This window comes from Amycolatopsis minnesotensis, from assembly GCF_039529815.1.
Classification (GTDB): domain Bacteria; phylum Actinomycetota; class Actinomycetes; order Mycobacteriales; family Pseudonocardiaceae; genus Amycolatopsis; species Amycolatopsis minnesotensis.
This window is the reverse complement of record NZ_BAAANN010000001.1, coordinates 36,503-59,971: the sequence shown is the minus strand read 5'-3', so window position 1 is coordinate 59,971 and position 23,469 is coordinate 36,503. Positions and strand designations below refer to the sequence as shown.

At 67.8% G+C, this 23,469-nt stretch carries 12 protein-coding genes and 2 pseudogenes; 7 read left to right on the top strand and 7 right to left on the bottom strand.

Features of this window, described 5'->3' with window-relative positions:
* Positions 1-3: 3 nt before the first annotated feature.
* Together ABD256_RS00175 and ABD256_RS00170 are read right to left on the bottom strand one after the other, a co-directional pair.
* Entirely contained in the window at positions 4-3,189 is a 3,186-nt protein-coding gene (locus ABD256_RS00175; protein ID WP_344412644.1) for an AAA family ATPase, read from the bottom strand.
* Positions 3,189-4,511 carry a metallophosphoesterase family protein gene (locus ABD256_RS00170; protein WP_344411956.1) on the bottom strand — a complete coding sequence of 441 codons (1,323 nt, stop codon included), beginning with the start codon at positions 4,509-4,511 and terminating at the stop codon, positions 3,189-3,191. The genes ABD256_RS00175 and ABD256_RS00170 overlap by 1 nt, the downstream gene beginning before the upstream one ends.
* 124 nt (positions 4,512-4,635) lie before the next feature.
* Between ABD256_RS00170 and ABD256_RS00165 the strand changes: the two genes are divergently transcribed.
* From ABD256_RS00165 to ABD256_RS00140, 6 genes are read left to right on the top strand one after another with little or no spacing between them, the layout of a single operon-like run.
* The gene (locus ABD256_RS00165; RefSeq protein WP_344411954.1) at positions 4,636-5,490 is read left to right on the top strand and encodes a hypothetical protein; all 855 of its coding nucleotides are present in this window, start codon (positions 4,636-4,638) and stop codon (positions 5,488-5,490) included.
* Between the two features lie 48 nt (positions 5,491-5,538).
* Positions 5,539-6,690: a hypothetical protein gene (locus tag ABD256_RS00160; protein WP_344411952.1), complete on the top strand. Its 1,152-nt coding sequence runs from the start codon at positions 5,539-5,541 to the stop codon at positions 6,688-6,690.
* Positions 6,687-8,216 carry a hypothetical protein gene (locus ABD256_RS00155; protein WP_344411950.1) on the top strand — a complete coding sequence of 510 codons (1,530 nt, stop codon included), beginning with the start codon at positions 6,687-6,689 and terminating at the stop codon, positions 8,214-8,216. Before ABD256_RS00160 ends, ABD256_RS00155 begins: the two co-directional genes overlap by 4 nt.
* Positions 8,206-9,552: an AAA domain-containing protein gene (locus ABD256_RS00150; protein ID WP_344411948.1), complete on the top strand. Its 1,347-nt coding sequence runs from the start codon at positions 8,206-8,208 to the stop codon at positions 9,550-9,552. The genes ABD256_RS00155 and ABD256_RS00150 overlap by 11 nt, the downstream gene beginning before the upstream one ends.
* A gap of 28 nt (positions 9,553-9,580) precedes the next feature.
* A complete protein-coding gene (locus ABD256_RS00145) occupies positions 9,581-11,422 on the top strand; it encodes an ATP-dependent nuclease (RefSeq protein ID WP_344411946.1) in 1,842 nt (613 codons plus the stop codon).
* Complete coding sequence (locus ABD256_RS00140) at positions 11,394-12,890, top strand: UvrD-helicase domain-containing protein (RefSeq protein ID WP_344411943.1); 1,497 nt, start codon at positions 11,394-11,396, stop codon at positions 12,888-12,890. The genes ABD256_RS00145 and ABD256_RS00140 overlap by 29 nt, the downstream gene beginning before the upstream one ends.
* Before the next feature lie 390 nt (positions 12,891-13,280).
* Here ABD256_RS00140 and ABD256_RS00135 read toward each other — a convergent pair.
* The 5 genes and pseudogenes from ABD256_RS00135 to ABD256_RS00115 form a co-directional block, all read right to left on the bottom strand.
* Positions 13,281-13,704: pseudogene (locus ABD256_RS00135) on the bottom strand (hypothetical protein); the annotation flags it as partial.
* Between the two features lie 285 nt (positions 13,705-13,989).
* Complete coding sequence (locus ABD256_RS00130; protein ID WP_344411941.1) at positions 13,990-14,967, bottom strand: recombinase zinc ribbon domain-containing protein; 978 nt, start codon at positions 14,965-14,967, stop codon at positions 13,990-13,992.
* Positions 14,968-15,324: 357 nt separating this feature from the next.
* Positions 15,325-15,432: pseudogene (locus ABD256_RS00125) on the bottom strand (NUDIX hydrolase); the annotation flags it as partial.
* A 42-nt stretch (positions 15,433-15,474) separates the two neighbouring features.
* Entirely contained in the window at positions 15,475-15,936 is a 462-nt protein-coding gene (locus ABD256_RS00120) for a hypothetical protein (protein WP_344411939.1), read from the bottom strand.
* Positions 15,937-15,952: 16 nt separating this feature from the next.
* Entirely contained in the window at positions 15,953-16,090 is a 138-nt protein-coding gene (locus ABD256_RS00115) for a hypothetical protein (protein WP_344411937.1), read from the bottom strand.
* 921 nt (positions 16,091-17,011) lie between these two features.
* Between ABD256_RS00115 and ABD256_RS00110 the strand changes: the two genes are divergently transcribed.
* Positions 17,012-22,426 carry a sacsin N-terminal ATP-binding-like domain-containing protein gene (locus ABD256_RS00110; protein ID WP_344411935.1) on the top strand — a complete coding sequence of 1,805 codons (5,415 nt, stop codon included), beginning with the start codon at positions 17,012-17,014 and terminating at the stop codon, positions 22,424-22,426.
* Positions 22,427-23,469: the final 1,043 nt, after the last annotated feature.

The window sequence follows — 23,469 nt, the reverse complement described above, 5'->3', positions numbered from 1 at the left end:
TCCTTACTGCGCCAGTGTCTGCAGCCCGCTGGCAATGTCGGACTGCACGAGTTCGTCGCGCTCGGCCGCGGTCAGCCAGCGCGCCGTCGACCCGCCGAGGCCGCGTTCGACCCACAAGACGTCGTCGACCGCTTCCGCGACGGCGTGCAGGTGGCTGATCACCATGACGAGGCGGTCACTGCCAGCCCGCTCGCGCAGGACGTCGAGAGCGACCTGCAGTGCCGCGGTGTCGAGAGCCGCGAAGCCTTCGTCGAGGAACAGCGAGCCGAGCCGGGGGCCGCCGCGGGAGTGCAGTTCCGCCAGCGCCAGCGCCAAAGCGAGCGACGCCAGGAACTTTTCTCCGCCGGAGAGCCGGTTCGGGGTGTGCGCGACGCCGGAGCCGCGGCTGACGATCTCGAAGTTGTCAGCGAAGCCGAACCGCTGGTCGGTCAACTGCCCGAGCAGGTGGCTGGCGAGACCGAGGAGTGCTCGGGTGTTCAGCCCGGTGAGGTGGCGGAGGAACTTGGCGTCGACGAGCTCGCTGCGCAGGACTTCGAGCGCGTCGAGGCGGGCCTGGCCGGCCGCGATGGCGAAGTCCAGATCGGCAGCGGGCTTGATCTGGGCCTGCGCCGTGGCCTCCGTCTCGCGCTGGACTTTGGCCTTCTCGGCGGCTGTCGCGCAAGCAGCGATGAGGGGGTGAAGTGCCTGCGGTTCCGTCAGGTCGGCGTCCGGGTCGAACCCGTCGACGTCGGACAGCGCCACGGCGTGCTCGCCGAGACGCGCATTCGCGTCCTTCGCGCGCGCCTCGTGAGCAGTGCCGACGTCGGCCAGCTCGCGGGACAGCGTCGCGGCGGCGTCCGACAGAGTCGCGGCGAACGTCCGGATCTCGGCGATTCCCGAGGTCTGGGGGACCTCCGGAACGAGGTCCGCATAACGGGCGTCGAGGTGGACGACCGCCTCCGCGGCGGCGTTCGCCCAGCCGACCAGGCGGCCGCGCAGTGTGTTCAGCGGCTCGTCCACCTCGGCCCGGGACTCCTGGTCGAGGGCGCGGTGCCCGAGGAGGACCGCGGCCGTCTCCTCGTGTGCCTTTTCCCGGGCGTGCAGCAGGCCTTGGACCTCTTTCAGCAGGTCGACGATCGCGGCGGCCGCGGCGTGCGTCCCATCAACGCTGACGTCGATCGCGTCGGCCGGCAAGAGCGCCCGCGCCCGGACGGGCAAGGCACGGATGCCGGCGGTCGTGCGGTCCACGGCGAGCGTGTGCCGCGCTGACGCCGACTTCACGTCCTTGATCGCGTTCTCATGGGTGCTCTTGCGGCCGTCCAGCGTGCTGCGCTCGGCTTCGATCGCCGCGGTGCGGTGGATCGCGTCGGCGCCCAGCCGCTCGGCGCGGTCGGCTGCGGCCGATTCGCACGCGGAGAGCGCGAGGACGACGGGCTCGGTGAGCTCCCCAGAATCAGGCGAGCTGGTGTCCGTCGGCGTGGCCAAGGCCGCGGTGGCCGCGGTCAGCGTCGCCGACGCGGTTTCGGCGTCGAACGTTCCCTCGGCTTCACCCGCGAGAGACGCCAGGCCGGCGAGCACCTGAACCGCCCCCGCAAGAGCCTGGCTCGCCTCCCCCTGGGCCATCTGGTGTTCTTCTGCGTGTCGAGTCACCGATGTCTCGGCTGCGACGACCGTGGCTTCTGCCCGGGCGACCGCACCGGCAGCAAGTTCCCGCTGGGCCTTCGCCTTGCGCGCGAAGGCTTTCGCGGCCCGGACCTCGGCCGTACTCGCCGGGGAGACGGGTTCGAAGTCTTCGGGCAACTGTCGCCGGCAGACCGGGCAGTCGTCGCCCGGATGCACTTCGGCGGCGACGCCCGCCGCCCGATCGAGCAGTTGAAGGGCGTCGGCTCGCTCTTCCGCGGCGATGAGATCGGCGTCGGTGGTAGTGAGTTCCCCGGCGAGCGGGGTGACCGACTCGCGGGCAGAATCGAGTTCCTCAGCGGCGGCGCGGCCGGCTCGAGCAGCCCGGGCGACCTGCTGAGCTGCCGCCGTGGCCGCCGCGATGCGGACGCGCGCGGTGGCGCACTCAACCTTGAGCCGCTTGCTCACGCGGGCGGCGACCGCTGCGGCTTCGGTCAGGGGTTTAGCCTGCTCCGCGCGCTTCGCCAGGTCGTCCTCAACAGCAGCGATGGCGTCGGTTTCGGCCGCGAGTTCGTCTTCGCGGGCGGCGATGCGATCGCCTTCGGCCCGATGCCCTTCCGCGTCGGCTGCGAGCGTGTCGACGATCGCGGCGGCCTTCGCAAGCGCGTCCTGGCCTTCACCGCGCTCGTCGGCTTCCTTGATCTTCACGGTCAGCTCGCGGTCCTGCTCGGCGGCCGCCTCGGCGCGCTGGTCCAGGGCTTCCCTGCGGCCGGCGAAGCCGGCCTCGATGGTCTCGAGGGTGTCCAGAAGGGACACAGCGTCGGGCACCGCGCTCTCGGCCAAGGACCGCGCAGCCTGGTCGACGGCGTCCACGGCAGCGGCGGCGCCGAGCGCCTCTCCACGCAGCTTCGTGATAGTCGTGACGGCCGCGTTCAGGCGCTTGACGGTCGCCTCCGCGGCCTTGGCCGCCGCACCGGCTGCCACCGCGACCTCCGCCGGATCGTCCGGTATGCGGTCCCGCTTGCGCGTCGCCTCCGCGAGGAGGTCCTTGAGGTTGTCGCGGTGACGGGTGGCGAGATGCTGCACGGTCTCGAGGGTGTCGGTACCGAAGAGTTCCCGCAGCCGCGCGGTGCGCTCCTTGTCGGCGGCCGTGAGCAACTGGTCGAACTTGCCCTGGGGCAGCAGCCCGACCCGCAAGAAGGTCTCGTAGCCCATCTGCAGCACGGCCCGGATGCGGGCATCGACCGGACCGGCGCCATCGCTCTCCTCACCGGTGTCCAGGTTGGTCAGCTGATGCCGCCCGGCGTTGACGTTGGCGACGTTGAGCGTGCGGTCCACGCGCCAGCGCTGCCCGTCGTGCAAGAAGGTGAACGTGACGCGCATGGCCTGGGCGCCGTCGGCGACGAGCAGCCGAGCCTCCCTGCCGTCCCAGGAACTCTTGCGGAACAGGGCATACGTGATGGCGTCCAGCAAGCTGCTCTTGCCGGCCCCGGTGTCGCCCAGCACTGCGGCGAGAGTCTTCCCTGTGAAGTCGACGGTGACCGGGTTCGGGTAGCTGCGGAAACCCACCAGTTCAAGCTTCACGGGCATCATCGCGCGACCTCCGACCGGTGGGTTGCGGCGCTGGTCAGCAGGCCGGCTAGGCCGACGCCGTCGAGGTCCTCTCCCGCGATGGCCGCAGCGAGCAGCTTCTCCTCGGCGAATTGCGCCGGCGCCGCGGGATCCGGTTCGGCCCGCAGGTCCGCGAAGGTCGCCATCACGTGGTCCAGCGCGGGTCCGGCGGTGCCACGTTTGGGAAGGTACTCGCGCAGCAGGTCCTCGACACCGGGCAGGTCCGCGGTGGAGGCCGTGCGGTCCAGTACCCGGTTTTCCGCACCGGGACGACGTTCTTCGATGTCGACGATCGTCGCGTCCGGCAGCATCCCGCCGAGCGCCTCCGCCAAGGATGTGGTCGGGACGTCGACGTCGACCAGCGCTTTCACCCAAGCATCGCCGACGCGCCCGGCCTGCAGCGCGATTTCCTCCAGCGTCCCGGTCAGCTGGACCAGGCGGCGGCCGGAAGTCAGCGGTTCGAGCTCGATCCGCGGCGGCTTGCCCGGCACGATCTCGACCAGGACGACACTCTTGGTGTCACGCGACTCACCGAAGTCCAGCTGCAGTGGGCTTCCTGCGTAGCGGGCGGGAAAGCCCGCACGGCCGACGCGCTGGGGCTTGTGGATGTGACCGAGGGCGCCGTAGTCGACGGCGGGCATGTCGGCGGCGCCGGCGGCGTAGTCCGAGGAGATGGAGACCGGTCGCTCGGAGTAGGACGGCGTCGCCCCTTCGACGAACAAGTGGGCGGCGAAGACCAGGACGTCACGCGGGCCTCGGCCGGCGGCCAGGCGGCCGTAGACGTCGGCCTGGACGGTGCGGATCCGCTCGGCGTAGGTCGCGGTCGCCGCGGCGGGATCGGTGAAGTCATAGGCGAACCGGTTCGGGTGCAGGTACGGCAGCGCTCCGACGCGAAGGGTCAGCTCTCCGCCGTCGGCCGGGTACTCGGCGATCAGGAGCCCGTCCGGGCGCGCTTCGGTGGCGAAGCGCACCCGGACCTGGCCGCCCGTTCGAGTGCCCATGTCGGTGAGCAGGTAGTCGACGAACCCCAGTACGTAGGGGGTGTCGTGGTTGCCGGCCACGACGACCACCGGTGCGATGTCGCCGAGCCGCCGCAGCGCGTGCGCGGCGCGGCGCATGTCGTCCAGGCTCGGCCGGGGCCCGTCGAACAGGTCGCCGCTGTGCACGATCAGGTCGGGCTGAAACTCTGCCGCGATCTCGACGATCTCGGTCAGGACCGCGTCGAACTCGGTGTCGCGCCGGTGGTGGCCGATCTGGCGGCCGAGGTGCCAATCGGAGGTGTGGAACACGCGTCCCGTCACGGGAAGCCTCCCTGGGGGAGTAACGGCGACGTCCGAGGCCGCGTCTGTGGGTGTGACAGCGCCCACCGTACACGACTTCTCGGGAAAAGTCTGGAGACTTCTGGAAGTCTGGTACGCTGCGATCATGAGCGATCCGCTGGATGCACTGGAGGACAACATCGCCAAGCTGCGCCGCGCGATCCGCGATGCGGCCACTGCGGGCGACACCGAGCGGGTCGGCGAATTGCGAGCCCAGCTCCGCCGTGCCGAACGGGCTTGGAGCGCTCTCGTCGACACCGGCGATCCGGCTGTCAACCCAGTGGCCGCCGAGCGGGCTAACACCCCGCCGGTCCCGCCCACCGTTCAGGGGGCGATGCTTCCGGCGCGCGAGCACGCCCACCGGGCGCTGATGCTGCTGCAAACCCCGGCGGCACCCAAGCTCATCGTCGGCGTCCACGAGGCGTTCTTCCCCGGCGAACTGTCCGCGTCAAAGCTCTCGAGCCTGCGTCGGGACGAGGAACGCTCTTACCGCGCCGCACCCGGCGCGCGACCGTACTACTTGTGCCCCGCCCTGACGCACGACCTGCTGTCCCCAGCGCGAGCGCTCGTCACGATCAGCACCTGGCCGCTGGAGCAGCGAATCATCGGCCCGTTGTCGCCACGCACCGCCTTCCTCACCGGCGCCATCCACGTGGCCGAGGCGATCCGCGCCATTACCGATTCGCCGGGCGCCGCACCGAGCCCGGCGGCGTTGCGCCTGCTCTGGCGCTTCGCCGTGAACATCCCCGGCGCAACGAGCACGAAGCCGGCCACCGGTGACAGCACGCCGGTACCGAGCCAGGTGATCGACGCGGCGCACGCCGAACTGGACGTGCACGCCGACACCGACCACGCCACCCGCGCCGAATCCGCTCGGCGAGCGCGCAGGCAGCTCACCGACGAAGAGCAGCTATTCGGCGCGCCGCTGCACGACGCAACCCGTCGTCAGGCCGAAGCTTGACCCCGAGCTCCACCGCACCTCGTCGCACCACCGCAAGGACCGAACACCGTGATCACATCTCCCGACCAGCGCCTGGACGCGCTGCGCGGCAGCGCACCCCGGAAGCGCCACGACGCGCGAACCCTGGCCGCGCTGGAGAACAACCCCCGCTGCGCGCTCCGGGCCGTGCTGGACGCCTCCGGCTCCGACAAGGCCGCGATCGCCGCCCACGCCGGCTACCCGACCCCCTTCGGCCAGTCTCGCTTCGCCATCGTGCGCGGCAACATGTTCGAGGCGATGGTGAAGGCCGACGGCTGTGCGGAGCTGCTTCGCGTCCTGCGCGAAACCCTTGAGCTCACCCTGCCGGAGGTCGGGTACCAGGACCTCAACGACGTCGGCGGGGACGGCAGCAACCAGACCCGTCACGCCCGCACCGCCCAGCTGCTGACAGCGGCCGCACGGGGAGACGGCACCGACACCCTGTACGACCACCCGATGCTGCGGCTCGTCGTCGGCGGCCACTCGGTGTTCCTCGAGCCGGATCTCGTCGCCTTCCGCATCGGCGACCGCTTCCACGTCGTGGAGATCAAGAGCTTCCCCATCGTGGACGGCCAAGCGGCCCCAGCGCAGGTCCGGTCGGCGACGACCCAAGCCTGCGCGTACATCATCGCGCTGCGGGCCATGCTCGCCGAAGCCGGCGTCGGCCCCGGCGCCGTTTCCGAAACGATCGTGCTCGTCGCGCCGAAGGACTTCACCAACCGCCCGACCGGGGCGTTCGTCGACGCACGCAAGCAGGTCGCCACCCTGACCCGGCAACTGGCCCGGATCGAGCGCATCAGCGACCTGGTGGATCTCCTGCCCGAAGGCCTGACGTTCGACCTCGCCGCCGACGACACCGGCCGTCCGCAGCGGCCCGCCCACGAACTGGCCGAGGCGCTTGACCAGGTGCCCGCCACCTACTTCCCGGACTGCCTCAGCCACTGCGAGATGGCGTTCTTCTGCCGCTCCCGCGCGCGGGACGGCTCGTCGCTGGACGTGCTCGGACCGGCGGTGCGCGAGCCCCTCGGCGGCCTCGACACCGCGACCATGGCCCTCGGCCTGGCCCGCGGGACGCTGACCCCGGCCGACGACCAGGTCGAGATGGCCACCGCGTTGCGCCACGCCGCCCGGTTGCGGGCCGAACTGCTCGACCTCCCCGGCGCGGCGGGAGCGGCCTCATGAGCCGGGTGTCCGCGCTGGCGCACGTGGAGGCGATGGAGTCGATGACCGCGATGCCGCTGACGCGGTTCCGGCATCGGCGCCTGTCGGATCGGCCGCTGGTGGTCGTGCCGCTGACGATGGCTGGTGAGGCGGGTGCGCCGCTGGCGGTGCTGGTCGGCGATAGCCGACGGAGGCGAACCCTGCTGGTCGTCGACCAGCCGCGCAACCGGGACCAGCGGTTCGCGTTCGCCGCCGACCTCGGCCGGATCGTGCTGGACTACCTCGACTTCTGCCGTGGGAACCGCGAAGACCTTTCTCGCGGCGACGAACGACGCACCCGCTACACCACGGCTCCGCAGCTCCTGGTGCCCAACACCGGCGGGATCAAGGCGCTGGGCGACCTGGGCCGCATGTGCCGGTTCCGCCGCACGACCGGCCCGTACCCGGTGCCCGAAGTCGTACCCGAGCTCGGGAAGTGGCTGACGTTCTTCGTCGACACGGCGGAGCAGGCGGGCACCTCGATGCTGTTGCCGGTCACCGGCCTGCTCAGCGAGCACTGGGCCACCGGCCAGAGCTCACTCGAGGACCAGAACCTCGCCTCGCTCATGGCCTGGATCTCACCCCCGGACGGGCAGACCGTCCAGCAAGCCATGGCTGACGCTGAGAACCCCGCGGTGTGCCCGCCCGCGGGGCCGGCGACGTCGCCGGACTTCGACAACACCTACCTCGCGCCCGCGATGCGGCGGTTCGACACCGCGCGGGCGGCCGGGGACCAGCAGGCGCTGGCCGACGCCCAGGAAGACCTGCGGGAGCTGATCTCCGAGCAGATCAACCCGACCTGGCGGCTGGTGTGGAACGCCATCTCGCTACTGCGCGCAGTCCCCGAGGCTTCGCGAGCCGCCAGGCGCTTCGATCGCGACCGCGACTCCTTCACGAACTACTCCGACTACCTGGCCACCGATGACGCCCGGCCGCAGCCCAAGCGGGACGGCGCAATCCGCGCCGCCCAGCGGCTGAACCGGCTGGAACGCGCACTAGCCGACTTCGAAGCCGACATGGCCTTCGACGACCCGTACGTTCTCGCCGACCAGCGAAGTCTCGGCGAGGCATTCGCCGGAACGGTCGTAGAAGCCGAACCCGGCCGGATCGTCACGACGCCGGCGAACCGGCGGGTGCCCAGGCCCCGGGTCGTCGTGCACACCCTCGATCCCGTCCGGCTGGCCGACGACACCACGTTGATCAGCCCGACGATGCCACCCCAGCACAAGGCCGCGATCGTGTCGACTGTCCGTGACGGCGAGACGAGCTTGGTCACGGTGGAGGTCACCGGCGGAATGGGCAACCGCGGCACCCCGAAACAGGGCAGTGTGCCGACCATCGGGCAGCACATCGCCTACCTGCCCGACCCCGGCTGGCGGCCGGCCCCGGTGTTCCCGGACCGCGACCACATCCCGTGGACGCACGCCGGTGACCCGGAGGACTCCGAGTCCGTCGACCCCGTGACAGCCGACCTAGACGCCACCGAGGAGTGGGGCGATGACCGCTGACGACCACGCCGGCTTCGACCCGGCCGCAGCCGCCGAAGCGGCGACCACCGCGATCCTGGCCGACCTCGCGCGAGCCGACCGGCGGGCGGTCGTCGTCGACTCACCGCCCGGCGCCGGCAAGAGCACGCTCGTGGTCCGGGCCGCGGGCGAGCTCGTCGCGGGCGGCGAGCGCCCGATCGTCGTCGCCCAGACCAACAACCAGGTCGACGACCTGGTCGCCGGTCTGGCCGGGGCACACCCAGACATCAGGATCGGCCGGCTGAGCGGGTCTGGCTACACCGCGCCGCCGACCATCGGCGCCCTCGCGAACGCCGTCGTCGCGACCCGGGTGGCGGACCTAGCCGGCTGCCGGATCGTCGTCGGCACCGCCGCCAAGTGGGCCACCGTCCGTGACGGGGTCTTCGGGTGGGCGATCCTGGACGAGTCGTACCAGATGCGCTCGGACGTGCTGCTCCAAACCGTGGAGCGGTTCGAGCGCGGCCTGTTCGTCGGGGATCCCGGTCAGCTGGACCCCTTCACCGTCCTGGACACCGAACGGTGGATCGGACTGCCCTACGACCCGACCAGCAACGGCGTCACCGTGATGCTGGAACACAACCCCGGAACTCCCGTGCACCGGCTGCCCGTGTCCTGGCGGCTTCCGGCCACCGCCGCCCCGACCGTCTCCCGGGCCTTCTACCCCTTCGCCGGCTTTACCGCGGGCACCGGAGAAGGCGTCCGCGCGCTCGACTTCGGCACCGCGGGATTCGGCAGCACGGCCTTGGACGAGACCCTGGCGATGGCGTTCTCGACCGGCTGGGCACTGCACGAACTCCCCCGCCGCCAAGTCCCGCGCACCGATGCCGAGACGATCCAGGCCGCCGCGGACCTCGCCGTCCGGACGCTGGACCGCGGCGCGGTCGCCACCTGCGAACGCCACCCCGGCGGCCGCGTGCTGGACGCCCGTGACATCGCGATCGGCGTCGCCCACCGCGACCAGGCCGACCTGGTCCGGATAGCACTCGCCCGCACCGGTCGCCCGCACGCGGCGGGTGTCGCGGTCGACACTGCCAACCGCCTGCAGGGCCGCGAGTTCGAGCTCGTGATCGTCGTGCACCCGCTGTCCGGGCGCCGGGACGCCACCGCGTTCCACCTGGAGACCGGGCGGTTGTGCGTGCTGACCTCCCGCCACCGGCAGGCCTGCATCGTCGTCTCCCGCGAGGGCATCACTGATCTCCTGGACAGCCACCCGTCGACCGACCCCGTGCACCTGTCGGTACCGGCGAAGTTCCCGGACGGCTGGGAGGCCAACCAGGTCGTGCTGGCCGAACTCGCCCGGCACCGCGTGGCCGCGTAACTCCATCACGGAGTGGGAGGAGAAATAGATGTATCTGCAGCGCGTGGCGGTGCGCGGGTTCCGGGCCGCCGCGGACGAAGAGCTGGTGTGCGAGTTCCCTGGCCGCTTCTCGCTCTTGGTCGGCGCCAACAACGCCGGGAAGAGCACCATCGCCGACGCGTTGTACCTCGCGCACCCGCATAGCTTCCCCCAGATCTCGCGGCCGACGGTCGCCACGCTCGGCGTCGCTCCGCCTCGGCAGATCGACGTCCGGTACGCGTTCGACTCCGGCGAGGGCGCCGACGAAGGTCCGGTCGGGCAGATGTTGCAGAACATGGCCATGCCCGCGCCGTTCTGGACCCGGCAGCTCGAACGGAACCTCGGCCGGGTCCGGGCGAGGACAGTCGGTGACCAGCCGGAAGAGTTCGACTCGTTGCGGCTCATCTACCTGCCTGCCTACCGCAACCCGCTCGACGAGCTGGCCCGCCGCGAAGCGCAGGTGCTGATCGAGCTGTTCCGAGCCGAGCAGCAAGCGCGCAGCGGTCACCGGAATTTGGTCGATCTCCGTTCCCAGGCTGGGCGGTTACTCGACGCTCTCACCACGACCGGCCTGATCGGAGCCGTCGAGCAACGCGTCCGCCGGCACTTGAGCGCGCTGTCTTCGGGCGTCAGCCACCAGTTCGCGTTCGTCGGGGGCCAGGTCGTCGACGATGCCTACCTCGCCAGGGTGCTCGAACTGCTGCTCGGCACGATCGACGACCGGGCCTTCGCCCAACGACTCGAGGTCTCGGGCCTCGGCTACGTGAACCTGCTGCACATCGCCGTCACCCTCGCCGCCATCCCGGACCTGGCTCACCCCGACGGAAGCGAACGACCGGACGTTTCCGAGCCGAGCGCCGGCGAAGCAACCGACGAGCCCACCGAGGACGAACGCGCGGCCCAGCGCGACGCCGAAGCCGAGTCGCGGGAAGACGCGTTCTTCCCCGACCGGTTCCACGTCACCATCGTGATCGAGGAGCCCGAGGCGCACCTGCACCCGCAGCTGCAACACGGCCTGACCAGGTACCTGCGCCAAATCACGGCCGCACGACCGGAACTCCAGACGATCATCAGCAGCCACGCGGGCGACATCATCTCCGCCTGCCGCCCCGAGGAACTGGTCATCCTCCGGCGCGAGCGGGACGGCCGACGCGTTTCGCGCGTCCTGGCGACGATGCCCATCCGAGACAAGAAGCGCACCCTGCGCATGGCCCGGCTGCACTTCGACGCGACCCGCTCGGCGGCGTTGTTCGCCGAGCGCATGATCATCACCGAAGGCGTCACCGAAGGCGCGATTCTCAGGCAGTTCGGACGCGCCTGGGCCGGTTCCGACGACCTCAAACGGAGGTTCGTCGAGTCCCTCACGGTCACCGTCATGGGCTGCCGGCCGGGCCAGTGGCCGGTCGACCTGCTGGCGGCGCCCGGACACGAGATCGCCCGACGCATTGCCGTGTTCACCGATACGGACACCCGGCCACCCGACGTGTTCTCCGAAACCGCGTGGCTCCGCGACGGCGACGCCGCCGTGGTCCGGGGCTTCTACAACGCCCCGACCCTGGAGCCCGCCGTCACCTCGGGCAACGAGGAGGCAGTGCGCCAGGCCTTCACCGCGGCCAGGTTGACACCGCCCGACCCCTTGACGCCCAGGACGGTCGACGCGTACTTCGCCACGAAGGCCGGGAAGCGGCACAAGGCGGAGTTCGCTCTCGAGTTCGCCGACGAACTGCTCCGCCGGGTGGAAGCCGGCGGAGCGATCGTGGTCCCCGCGCACGTGGCCGACATGTACGAATTCCTCTACGCAGCCGACGAAGACGAAGCCGCCGATGCCGACCCGCTCGCCGCTGACCTCTGAGCAGCGAACTGCCGCTACGAGCCCCGCGGCACGCGCCTTCATCGTGGCGGCGCCGGGCTCGGGCAAGACCACGGTCGCCGCGGAACGGTTCGGCGTGCTGCGCTACGACTCATCGGCCGACCTCCGCCGGATCCTGGCGCTGAGTTTCACCAGGTCGGCGCGTGGCGAACTGGCCACCCGGATCCGCCGCCGGTGGGGCGGCAACGCCTTGTCCTGGCCCCACCGGGCAGTCACGCTCGATACACTGCACTGCGAAATCCTGACCTTTCTCCTGCGCCGCGGGATCATCTCCTGGCCGGGCGAGCACACCGAACTGACGGTGCTCGACACCTGGCGGGGTCAGACCGGGGCCCGCTGGCTGTCCCCGGACATGGGTTTCCGGCGGATCGCAGTCTTGCGGGGCACCGTCGTCGGTTCCGCCGGCCGGAAGGTCACGAGGTCGGGGTACGAGATCGGGAGGAAGGAGCCGTTCCACCAGCATCTTGCCTCGGGACGGTGCACGCACACCGAGGTCCGGCAGGTCGTGGCGGCTGTCCTCCGCCGGCCAGAGCTCCGTGCGGAGGTGGCACGCTACCTCTCCGCCACCACTAAGGCCTTCATCGTCGACGAAGTGTTCGATGCGAACGAGCTCGACCTCGATCTCGTCCGCCTGGCCGCCTCGGCCGGTTTAAACACGACGGTCATCGGCGACCCGTGGCAAGCGCTGTACGACTTTCGCGGCGCCCGCCCCGACCTCGTGCCCGAACTGGTGGACCACGTGGGTTTCGAAGAGTTCCCCGTCACCGCGTCGTTCCGGTTCGAAACCCCCGAGATGGCCGGCCTGGCCGCTTCAGCGCGAACCGGACAGCCGATCACGCTGGACATCGCGCCCGGGGCAGGTGCCTGCGATGTCGTGCTCGCACACCAATGGAACGAGCTCTGGTCGGGACCCGACTGCGTCCTCCCGCTGTCATTCGGACGCCTGGACAACCAGACCGACGCCGCGGTGGCCCTCTTGCTGGACCGACTGGTCCAGGCGCACTTCGGGCGTGGTGCCATCTACGCCGAAGAAGCCGCCGTTCTGCTCGGCCTCGATCCGGCGAAGGTCCGCGACAACGGTGCGTTGCTCGGGGCGGTCCTCGAAGGACTTCGACCGGGAACCGCGCAGGCCGCAGCGGCGGCGATCGACACGCTTAGATCCATCCTCAAGCTGTTGGGCAGTCCTCGGCGGCTTAGCCGCATTCCAGGGGAGGGAGAGGCGGTACAACATAGCCGGTTACAGGCCCTGGCCCGTCGCATGAACCAGCCCCACCTCGTTGCCGGACTGACCGTGCACCAGGCCAAGGGACGCGAATGGCCGGTCGTCGGCATACGACTCACCCACGGCGAGGCCGCCAAGTTGTCGGCAGGCCTGAGACAGGACCACTTCGAAGATCGGGTGCTTTACGTCGCGCTGACTCGCGCTGCAAGAAAGGTATTCCGTTGCTGATTTACCAGTTCCCCTGCCCGAGACGCATGCAAGGTCTAGAGGAAGCCACTCCGTGAGCCGCATCACGACCACACCGCCTTACCAGCAGCCTCGACGACTTCTCGGCGACCCATCAGCATCACAACGGCGGACCCGAACGAACGACCACCGTCGCGCCGTCGTTGCTGGACTGATCGCCGCTGCGCGCCCGCGATCGTTGAGCTGCCAACCTTCCTCGGTCCTCCACTTTCGGAGAATCCGCTGTCCGTAGTTGTGTGTTCCGGCCACTCGATCCAGTTCGGCGCCCGGTGGGCATTCGGCCGCAGGCCCGCTTGCTGTCCAACTTCTCCTGTGCCTGTTCAGCCGCATCCACTAGGCCGACGACGGCTTTAGGGCCGGGGGCCTGACTCGCTGCACGGATCGCCTGCAACAAGCCAGCACCGACTTCTCAGCCCAGCCGATCAACAGGAGCGGACCAACGGCATCGAACGCGGCCTTCCCGTACTCGCACGCCACGAGCGGCTCCGCCACATTCAGCGCCAGCGTGACCACGCTGGCGAAGATCAGCAGCCGGCGGGCCGGGCGGAGTACAGCTGGCGAAGCGCCTGTGAGTGCTAGGTGCCTCATGCCGAGCAGGAGGCCGAGGGATCGAGAGGTCGACCGCCGGTGCGACGAGCGGCGCCACCCAGACTGGCACTCCCAGCCGCAGGGCCAGGCTGAGGACGTTGTCGAAGCCGAAGATGAACGTGAGCCCGACGACCGTTCCCATGATCACCGAGACGACTCGGACGATGGTCGCCGAAGCGGGTGATGCGGTCCGGCCCGGAGTAGCCATCAGGAACCACCGCCCGGGTTGTCCAGCCGGAAACTGCCCTCGATGAGCAGCATCCCCGCGGAAAACCCCTGTTCAGACGCGGGACCGTCTGTGTGGTGCGCTGCCGAAGACTCGAACCTACGCATCGCGTTCACCGCGCGCTCCCCCGCGGCCGACGCTCCATCACCAACAACACGTCGACCCGGATCAGCAGTCCGTCAGGCAGAACGATTGGTGTGATTGCCGCCGGAATCTCACCAGGGATTCGAACTCACACAGCGCCTGGCGCTTCGTCCTCAGGCGACGCTATGGTCCGTCGCATGAACACGCATCCCGCGCATGGATGCTACGAACATGCGTTCGAGTCCCCCCTCGGACACGCACATTATTCACCCGAGGAGAGACCGTCGCGCAGACGGTCTCTTTTTCGTTGTCGTACCGCAGGTCCAACCGTAGCTCGCGGTAGAGCGTCGCCAGCTTCTCCGGTCTGCCGCCGGAGAGCGCGGCTCCGACATCACCGAGCGAATCGATCATCGCGTAGACCTCGGCCTCGCCGGGCCCCGCTGGCTCGCCGGCCTTCATCAGTTCCGCCTGAGCCGCTGCCCGATCGGCTTGTGCCCGGTTGATCCCCTCGACGACCGCCGATGGGTCGACGCCCGCTGAGATGGCGTTCTGGAACCGCTGCAGCCTGGCTTCCGCATCCTCCAGTAGCTTCCGTGCGGCCCCATCGTTCGCCGTCTTCGGTGTCGGCTGAGCCTTAACGAGTTGTTCGACGGTCTGTGCGATGTTCTGCCGGTCGAACAGGCCGCCGATCCACTCGTTCAGCGCGTCCCGCAGTGGCTCTTCCTTGAGGTAGATCGTCGGCGGGTGCGTGAGCAACGCGGGCGAACCCGGCGTGAGGGTTCTTGCCGAGCAGCGGTAGTACATGCCGTGCTTTTGCGGGCTGCCTTCCATCTTCCGTCCGCAGGCAATACACCGAATAAGTCCACGGAACAGGTACGCGTACTTGACCGTCCGGCCAGGGCGCTCGGTCTTTCGCGCGGTCCGCAGTCCACCAGCCGCTTTGGCTCGCCGCATCAACTGCGTTTGCGTGAAGTCCTGGACAGACATGATCCTGGGATGTGCGGGCTTGCGGGAGCGGACTACCTTGTCCGGCTTGGCGCGACGGAAACGGACGACGTTTCCGGCCGCGACGTCGTCAGGATCAAGCAGCATTTCTTGCCGCGCCCACCGTCCGAAGAACGCGAAGCCGGTGTAGCGCGGGTTCTCCAGGATCGAGCGCACGGTGCTGCCTCGCCAGCCGTCGGCGAGGCGGTGCCGGTTCTGGTCCGGTCGCCGTGCCGACGGGCAGGGGATGCCGTCGGTTCAGTCCGTTGGCAATCGCCCGGTCTCCATTGCCGACGAGGTATTCGGCGAAGATGCGGCGCACGACTCATCGAGGGCGAGCAGGCGCAACCGAAATCCCTCTGCTGCCTTTCGCGGGTTCGGGTGCGATCCGCCGTCCACTACGACATACCCGTACGGCGCCCCGGCCGCCCTGGTGTTGTCCCTCATTGACCACCTGAGCGTCCATCGCGGCCCGCGCGCGAGCCTGAACATGCTGCCGTTCGGGCTCGCTCATCCCGCCAAGCACGCTCATCAGCGCTCGCCGTTCGGCGCCTCGACGTCGGTCAACCCGACCTTGACCCACCGGTTGTCGTAGAGCAGCCGCTCACCGAACGTCTTCCACGACCCATGTTCGTCAGCCACGCCGCGAGCCTACGGGCTGGCGGCCGCCGCTCGTACCGCCCTTCAGTTCCTGGGGCCGCCGAGCCGAGCGATCCGACGTTGCTGCCGGACAGAACCGATTTCGACGGCCAATGCCCGGGCGCGCTGAGCGTGCGCGCGTCCCTCGACGCGCTCGCCCATTGCCAGAAACGCCGGCGCCAGGTCCACTCTCAACGCCGTCTCCGCGCGCGTGAACGTCGGATCGAGACGGCTCAACGCTGTGGAGAGCAAGTCAACCGCGTCCGGCTCGCCGATCCGAGCGAGCGCGTGGCCGCTCCAGCGCGCCAGATGGACAGGATCGAGCACGACGTAAGGACCGTCCACCGCGGACACATCGGTTGGCAGCAACCCCGCGGCGCGGTCGAAGGCGCGCAGGCGCGCCGAGCGCTGCCCGTCCGCTGCGAGGGCTTCGCCATGTGCGGCGGCGAGCCACGACCTGAGCAGGCGGCCGCCGACGCGCTGAGCCCGCCGCTCGCTCGGTGGCACCGATCAGCTCGACGGCTTATGCCGTCTCGTCGACGTCGAGCAGCACAAACACCTGTTCAGCGATTGTGTGCACCTCGAACGCTGCGTCACCGGACTCACGGGCGGCCGCTTTGGCTCGCTCGTAGAACTGCCAGGAGTCGCCGACGAACCCCATGTCGAGCTGTTGCCAACCGGCGAGCGTGCCGACTCGGCGAGCAGGGCTCCGAGCTGGCTCCGAACCACCGGTGTCAGGCTGTGCGACCGCAGGCGCGTGATCTGGCGAACCTTGGTCGAAACCTCTTCGTGCGCTGTCGAGGCCCCCAGCTGACGGTCAAGACGGCGCACCGCGGTCAACTGGTCCTGAAGCAGGGTCGGGACGTCGGCATTCACGCGGCGGGCAGCGCTGAGCCACTGCCACAACTCCTCTTCAAACGAGCGACGTCTCGGATGCTGGCCTGCAAGCGTCGTTTGAGGGCGATCGTGACGAGCATCAGGACTGCCGTCACAGCCGTCACTGGCATCGTTTCCGCAGGTCGGCCGGTCTTTAAAGTAGTCACGTCTGACGGGACGGCCGACAGGTAACTCGGACGGTATGTGACGGACGATCTCGTCCCGTACCTCTATAGCGCCCTCTGAGGACGCTCATTGAGCCCGAAGCGGTACGCGGTGACGAAGAACGCTCCAAGTTGGGTTGCTTGCTTCAAGACCAGACTTCAGATTCGATCAGGTAGCCAGGAGACCGGCAGTTACGTGCTGGTGCGGTGGGCCAGAACCCGGGAGGTAACCGAATGAGCAACGAGCCTCTTAAGCTCGGATAGATCTCTCGCCGAGCAAGTAAAGTTTGGCCATGTCATTACGAATCATGTGGCTCGCCGTGCGCGAAGCGTCGGCACCTTCCGTCCGGCGACCAGCGTGTAGCAGCAGCTTGCCTGGTGATGCTCTCTAGCGATGTCTAGGCCGACTCGCCGGTCCTGTCGTGCTCGGAGTCCCGCCTAGGCGGGTGCAGCCGTGCGGATAGTTAGCAACTTGCCCCGGATAGTCGACCAAACACACGTAGGTCAAGGCGGTTACGCTGGTTACCCGGTAGTCTCAGTTTGTGGCTGCTCTTGGAAGTGACTCGTATGACTCGGCCTCCGCTCCACGCGACCAGATCGTCGCGTACGCCGCAAAAGTACTCGCGGAGTTCGCCGCTACGGATTTGTGGGACCCTGCCGCGCAGTTGCGCGCCGCCTCGGCTCACGCCGGTAACGAGTACGCTGGCCGTTTTCTGCTCGAGTTGCTCCAGAACGCACACGACGCCCATCCGGCGGACAAGCACGACGGACGCATCACGATTGTCATCGACGCAGATGAGGGCCTGCACGGCGTTGTATACGTCGCCAATTTCGGGACGCCGTTCACCTACGAAACGATGAATGGGCTGTGCAAACTGGCCTGCAGTCCGAAAGAGGTCGGCCAGGGAATTGGTCATAAGGGCGTTGGTTTCCGCAGCATCCTGCCCGTATGCACCAGGCCGGAGATCTACAGCGCTGACCCGGCCGGCCTACCTGGCAACCTCGATGGTTACACATTCCGGTTCGCCGATCTCGCTGACCTGCTAATCCTCGCACAGGGAGACGAGACGCTCGCTCGCCGTGCCGACGAGAAGTTCCCGCCGTTCCAGCTTCCGGTCCCCATCGACACGGTCCCCGCGGCCGTCCGGAAGCTCGTCTCCGCCGGGCATGTCACCATCATCCGGTTGCCACTTGATTCGTCCGAGGCGCGCATGGCGGCGCTCGCCCAAGCGACGAACCTCATCGGCGGCGACGTACCGACACTCTTGTTCCTGGAACGCATCACCGCGCTGACCATCGTTCGGCACGAGGACGGCGACTCCGTCGAAACGTCCCTCACCCGCACCCAGCAAACTTTCAGCGCCATCACCGCGCCGGACATGTCGTTCACGCAGGTGAACCTCGGTGAGCTCGGCGACTACACCATCGCGTCCATCGCCGTTCCCGCAACGAGGCTGTGCGAAGCCGTTCAAGACGCCCGGCACGGCAACAAACTGTCAGCCGCATGGGATACTTGGGACGAGGCCGTCGTGTCCCTCGCGGTGCCTACGGACGGTGAAGTGACCGGGCGGATGTTCACTTTTCTGCCGATGGGCAACAAGGCCTCGTCCCCGTTTGCCGGGCATCTTAACGCCCCGTTCTTCACCAAAATCGACCGTGCCGACCTCGATCCAAGCCATCCACTGAACAACCTGCTACTCGATGTCGCCGCCGAGACAGCGCTCACCGCGGCGGCCGTTCTGCAGGCGTCCGGGCTCACAGCGGCGCGCCGGTGGGTCAGCGATCTGATGTGTTGGGACGACCCCCACACGGACCGGCTCGCTCGGGCCGCCGACCGGACCGGGAGCGGTCCACTTGCCGAGCGCCGGCTCGTCCCGATCGAAGTAACCGCCGATCATCCGCTCGGCTGGGCATCGCTTTCCGACACCTACCGCTGGCCGGGCCAGAACCTGACGGTGCTCACCGCGGCCCGGGCCGCCGAAAGCGGAATCTGTCTGCTCGATAGCAGGCTCGGCAACGATCGCGTGGATCGTTGGGAAGCGTTCGCCTACTTGCTTGATCAGTCACTCAGCCCAGGTAAGGGCACGCTGGCCGAACTCGTCGAGCGGATCGCCGCCACCTTGGAGCGGCCGTCCGCATACGACGACACGAGCGGCACACTCCACACTCGTCCGACCAAAGGCCGTAAAGGAGAAGTCGCCAAGAAGCCGGCCAGAACCCGACGGCGAAGCGGTGAGGCCTCCCGAGCCACGTTGTGGGCAGGTATGTACAACGACCTTGCCGACATATTCCCCGTATCCGGTGCCAACGTTCTGCGCGGCCGAGCACTGTTGGTCGACGACGCAGGCGACTTGCGGCCGACCAACATCGCATCACTCCCACCGTCGGAGCGAAGCAGCAGCCGACGGGTCACCGCATTCTTGCCACCTGCCCGCGAGGACACCCCCATTGCTGTTCCCGCATCACTTCGCAAAGACTTGTTCTACCTCCACCCGGCGATCGCCGAACAGCTCGGGTCAGCAGGACGAACCCTCCTTCTCGAAGCAGATCTTGCCGACCGCTACGACATCCGGAGCCTCCTTGACCATGTCGGAACAATCCTGACTCGTACCAAGAGTGAGCGGACCCATCGCGACGCGCTCCGGTTCTTGTTCAGCCTCGAGCAAAACGGACAGATTCCGCCTCGATATCCGCTCAAACAGCTACATCTGCGCGTCCCGAGTACAGCTGGCAAGATGGTTCGCGCCAGTCAGGCAGCATTCGGGTCAGGTTGGGATGGCCGCGACTCCACCGACCTGATCACGGTCATCGAGGACGCCCGCGAGGTGGACAGCGGCTTCGCCGAACTGGCAGACGGCCTTGTCGAACCGGTCTCAGACCTGGTCCGCCCGACGGACGACCGCACGGCATGGTCACGTTTCCTCAGCAAGATCGGGGTCGGCACCGGACTTGCCTTGCGCGCCACGTCCGCGGCCACTCCGAAACTGGTTGGCTGGGCACTCAGCGGACCGAGGTTCGCCACTCGCCTCCGCGTCCAAGAATCCATCGCCGAACAATGGTTAGCATATCTCGCCAGCATGCCCCCGCGTCGCATCGAATTCCCGCAAACGGAGTACGTCGCCGATCGCAAACCGGTCTGGGCGATGGGACAGGCGATAGCCGAACAACTCACCGATCCTGCCCGCGCGGCCTACGCCCGTCTCTTCTTGCACGGCCTTGCCAACTGGCATGCGAATTGCCTTCATCTCAACTGGGATCGTGACCGTCCTGGTAACAAGGATCGTCAAACCGTACCGACTCCGCTCGCGGCGTTCCTGGCCACTGCCGCATGGTTGCCGACCGCGCCGAGGCCAGGCCGACCCGCGTTCGCTCGGCCCGACCAGTTGTGGCACTTCTCGCTGTCCTCCGATGACGCCGAGCCTGCCTTCGCGCCGTTGGCCAGCCGAGCCACCCGGTTGTTCCTCGACAAGAACCCACAGGTGCTCACAGCCCTCAAAACTGCCGGGCTCGGTGATTGGTCCGACCCTGCCCATGCGGTGCGATTGGTTCGCAGCCTCGGAGAAGCAGCGGCGGCAGGTGCTGTCGGCGAGGACCAGCGCGACCAATTCTCGCGCGCTTACATGCGTGCGTGGTCGACCGTCGCGAAGAGGCCTAGTTCGAACCTCGTCGGCATGGAAGATATGCACTTCGTCCTGCAGGAAGGGGCGCGGCTGAGCGTCCGCACCGCTGCGGAACTGGCCGTTGACGGCGTCACGGTGTATCTCGCTTCTCCCGGAGACGGATTACACCGGCGCCTTCTCGACGAACTCGAGCTTCCCGTCCTGCTCGTCGATGCCGATCTGGAGAGGGCACAAGCGGTTCTCACCGGCGTGCTCGGCGACTCGGTGCGGATAGCGGACGAGACATCGGTCACGGTCACCCCTACCGGGGGTACTGATGAGAACGAGCTCTTGCTGGAGCGGCTGCGCTGGATGGCCGTGCTCGTCGCAGCTGCGGCCAACTATGGTCACCGCCTCACCCTGCGGGAGCGTGCCTTCGACGACCTGGCGCGCGGCTTGCGGCGCTTGCGACTCGAAACGTACACCGGCCTCGGCTTGAGCCTCTTCGACCGGCCGACCGAGCTTCCTGGGACTAGCTACGGGCTGTTCGCCGAACCTGACGATGTCAATCCGATCATCCTCTCTCCGACCTCCGCCTCCGAACTTCGAGGTCCGGCGTTGGTCGCGCTCGTCGAAGAGGTCGCCGTCGCCGTCGGCTTTCCCAGTCTTCGCGAACGGCTCCGAGCTGCTGTCCTCAGCCTGCAGCTGGGTGGCAACGAGCAGCCAGATCCCAGTGACGCGGATCTCGCACACGCGTTGCGGCTCACGAACGCACAGGTGGAGGCGACCCGCATCCGGCTTGACGGTGGTTTAGACGCCGTCATCGGGCGCATTTACCCGGTGCTCGTCCATTGGGCAGGCCGGGCGGCCGCCGACGCCATCGTCGACAACGCCCGTGCCACCACGGATCTGGCTGAGTTGCCGTCGGCTCTCATGGAGCTTGCCTCGTCGCTTCCAGTCCGACCGGGCAAGCTCGTCGAGGCCGCTCGAACCGCAACGTCCATCGACGAGTTGAGGATGAGTGTTGCCATCGAATTCTCCGCTTTCAACACCACGCTGGCCGGTCTCAGTCCCGCGTACACCCCCATCTCGTACCAGGCCGCGCATGAACAGGCTCTGCGCCAACACCTCGCCCTTTGCCACCAAGAGCTGTGCGATCAATTGCGCTGGGTTCGTCTCGCGGACTTCGACGGCTTCCGCCCGCAGCCGGACTGGCCCTCGCTGCGCTCGTTCACCTGGGTGACCGTCCCTGAAACATGGGGCACCACCGTCGACAAGCCCACGCGCGCCGTGCTTGCCGCCCTCGTCGCCGGCGCGGCCGAGGCCCGGCTCGGCCAGAGGCCACCGACCAGCGGACCGACCTTGCCCGCGCTCAGCACTGTCGCTGCCGGCAACAAAGTGCTGGTCACCCGTTGCGCTCCCGGCATCGCGCGTCTTGCCAGGGCCTGGGCGTCTTCACATCGGGCAACCCTCGTCGGGGCCCTGTCCTCCAGTGACCCTGGAACGGAAATGCTGACGTTGTTCGACAACAACGGCGTGCTCGACTTCAGGCGTTTGAACGAAAACGACCTACCCGTCTGGCTCGAGGCACTCGGCTCGTGGCCGACCGGCATGCCCGTGACCACCGACCCGGGAGTCGTAGGTGTCACCACCGAGCAACTCGCTGCCGCGGATTCGGCTGCGACCATCGCGAGGCAGGAACGCGAACGTCAACGCCGGTTGATCCACATCGGCGACAACCCGGTCGACGTTGGGATCGGAGCCACGAATATCACCGCGCTCGTCGATGCGCTTCAAGCCGGCCTGGACGCCCATCCAGCCGTCATCGGGGCAGGCAACCGGGTCAAGGATCTCCGACCCATGTCTGCCATCCAACCGCGTCGCAGAGACGGTGGAGCCCGGGTCGGCCGCGACCCGATGGGCGGGCTGTCCGACGAGCAACGTCAGGCGCTCGGGTTCGCCGGCGAATGGCTGGCGTACCAGTGGCTCACCCGGATCTACGCAGAAGCGAACGAGTCCAGCTGGGTTTCCACCAACCGTGCCAAGATATTCGCAGGCAACCTCGGCGATGACAGCCTTGGCTTCGACTTCCGGGTTGAACGACCCGGCGGGCCCATCATGTTCGAGGTGAAAGCAAGCCGAGCCGATCCCGGCATGTTCACACTGACGGATTCCGAAATCCGTGAAGCCCGTCGGCACGCCCGCAACGGCCGCTGGCGGCTCCTGGTAGTCCCGTACGTGTCCGATCCTGCCCGATGTCGGGTGCTACGTTTCCCGAATCCATTCGGGGCCCGTGCCGAAGGTCTGTTTCGCGCCGAAGGTGACGGCATTCGTTACCGCTACCACCTCGATCAATGATTGTCATTTACGACATAAAGTCGACCTGACTGCACCTATCTCGCTAGCACGTGCGACGGCGCGCGATCGACAGCCGCATAGAATCGATATCTTTATCATTCCCTTTAGGCGCAGTGTGGCGTTAACTTTTATTTGCAGCTGTCTCGCATTTAAAGTGAGCAGAACTCAGGAATCGCAATCGCAGGTGCTACCTTTCCGTCGATCGCGGCGAGGCTAAAATCAAATGAATACTTTCGGTATTGACCTGGTGTTAATTTGCGAAGTCTTCTGACTAAAACGTGGACAGCGGGTGGTCGTTGAGTTGTCGAAGGTTGACACTGCCGAAGTTACTCCACCGATAAAATGGTGTCCCGCGACCTGGACTTGCGATGGCTGGAACGTCTCACGATCGGTCACTCAGGGGGATGCGGCGGCCTTCGATCTTACGGGCCCAGAAGTAGACGTGTGATTAGTGTACAACTCGCCATTCGGACAGACTTTTACCCCACAGATCTCATAGCCCGTGGGGTAATTCTATTTCGAAGTATGGACGTCACGTCCCGAAAATAGTGGCTTCTCGATGCCTGCCAAGTGCACGCCGCGACGGTCCTTGGCGTCCTCCTTTCGGCGGGCCGCTGCGTCGCCAGTGCGGAGATTCCAGTCCACCGCGAGCGTGGTCTGGCCGGATGAGCTCGGCAGACTGACGATCTTTCGCGCTGCGGCTGGTTGGAGTTGTCGGCTGTTATGGCTGCAGACGAGCTCCAGCCCTCGAAGACGAGGGCATTCACCGACATCGAGCAGACTATGGCCGTCGGCCTGTCCGTCCTGGTGAAGTAGACCAATCACGGTCTCAAGAAGGTGTTCCTCGCGGACGTAGACATTGCGCGGCGCATGATCCGGCCGCGGCGTGGCCGTGGTGTAGCCGTGACGGCAGCGGTAACCCGGACGGCCGTGCAGCCAACGCGTAGCCGTCCTTGGTGGGTCGCCCGGCACGTATCCGCTGAACGGCGATGAACGTGGCCTCGTCCACTGACGGGGTATGAGCCGGTTGCTCGGATACCTCC

What these genes read in the sequence shown, in the direction of transcription:
- ABD256_RS00175 (WP_344412644.1), bottom strand. Translation starts at nt 3,189, where the DNA reads ATGCCCGTGAAGCTTGAACTGGTGGGTTTCCGCAGCTACCCGAACCCG.
- ABD256_RS00165 (WP_344411954.1), top strand. Translation starts at nt 4,636, where the DNA reads ATGAGCGATCCGCTGGATGCACTGGAGGACAACATCGCCAAGCTGCGC.
- ABD256_RS00155 (WP_344411950.1), top strand. Translation starts at nt 6,687, where the DNA reads ATGAGCCGGGTGTCCGCGCTGGCGCACGTGGAGGCGATGGAGTCGATG.
- ABD256_RS00150 (WP_344411948.1), top strand. Translation starts at nt 8,206, where the DNA reads ATGACCGCTGACGACCACGCCGGCTTCGACCCGGCCGCAGCCGCCGAA.
- ABD256_RS00145 (WP_344411946.1), top strand. Translation starts at nt 9,581, where the DNA reads ATGTATCTGCAGCGCGTGGCGGTGCGCGGGTTCCGGGCCGCCGCGGAC.
- ABD256_RS00140 (WP_344411943.1), top strand. Translation starts at nt 11,394, where the DNA reads ATGCCGACCCGCTCGCCGCTGACCTCTGAGCAGCGAACTGCCGCTACG.
- ABD256_RS00115 (WP_344411937.1), bottom strand. Translation starts at nt 16,090, where the DNA reads ATGGGGTTCGTCGGCGACTCCTGGCAGTTCTACGAGCGAGCCAAAGCG.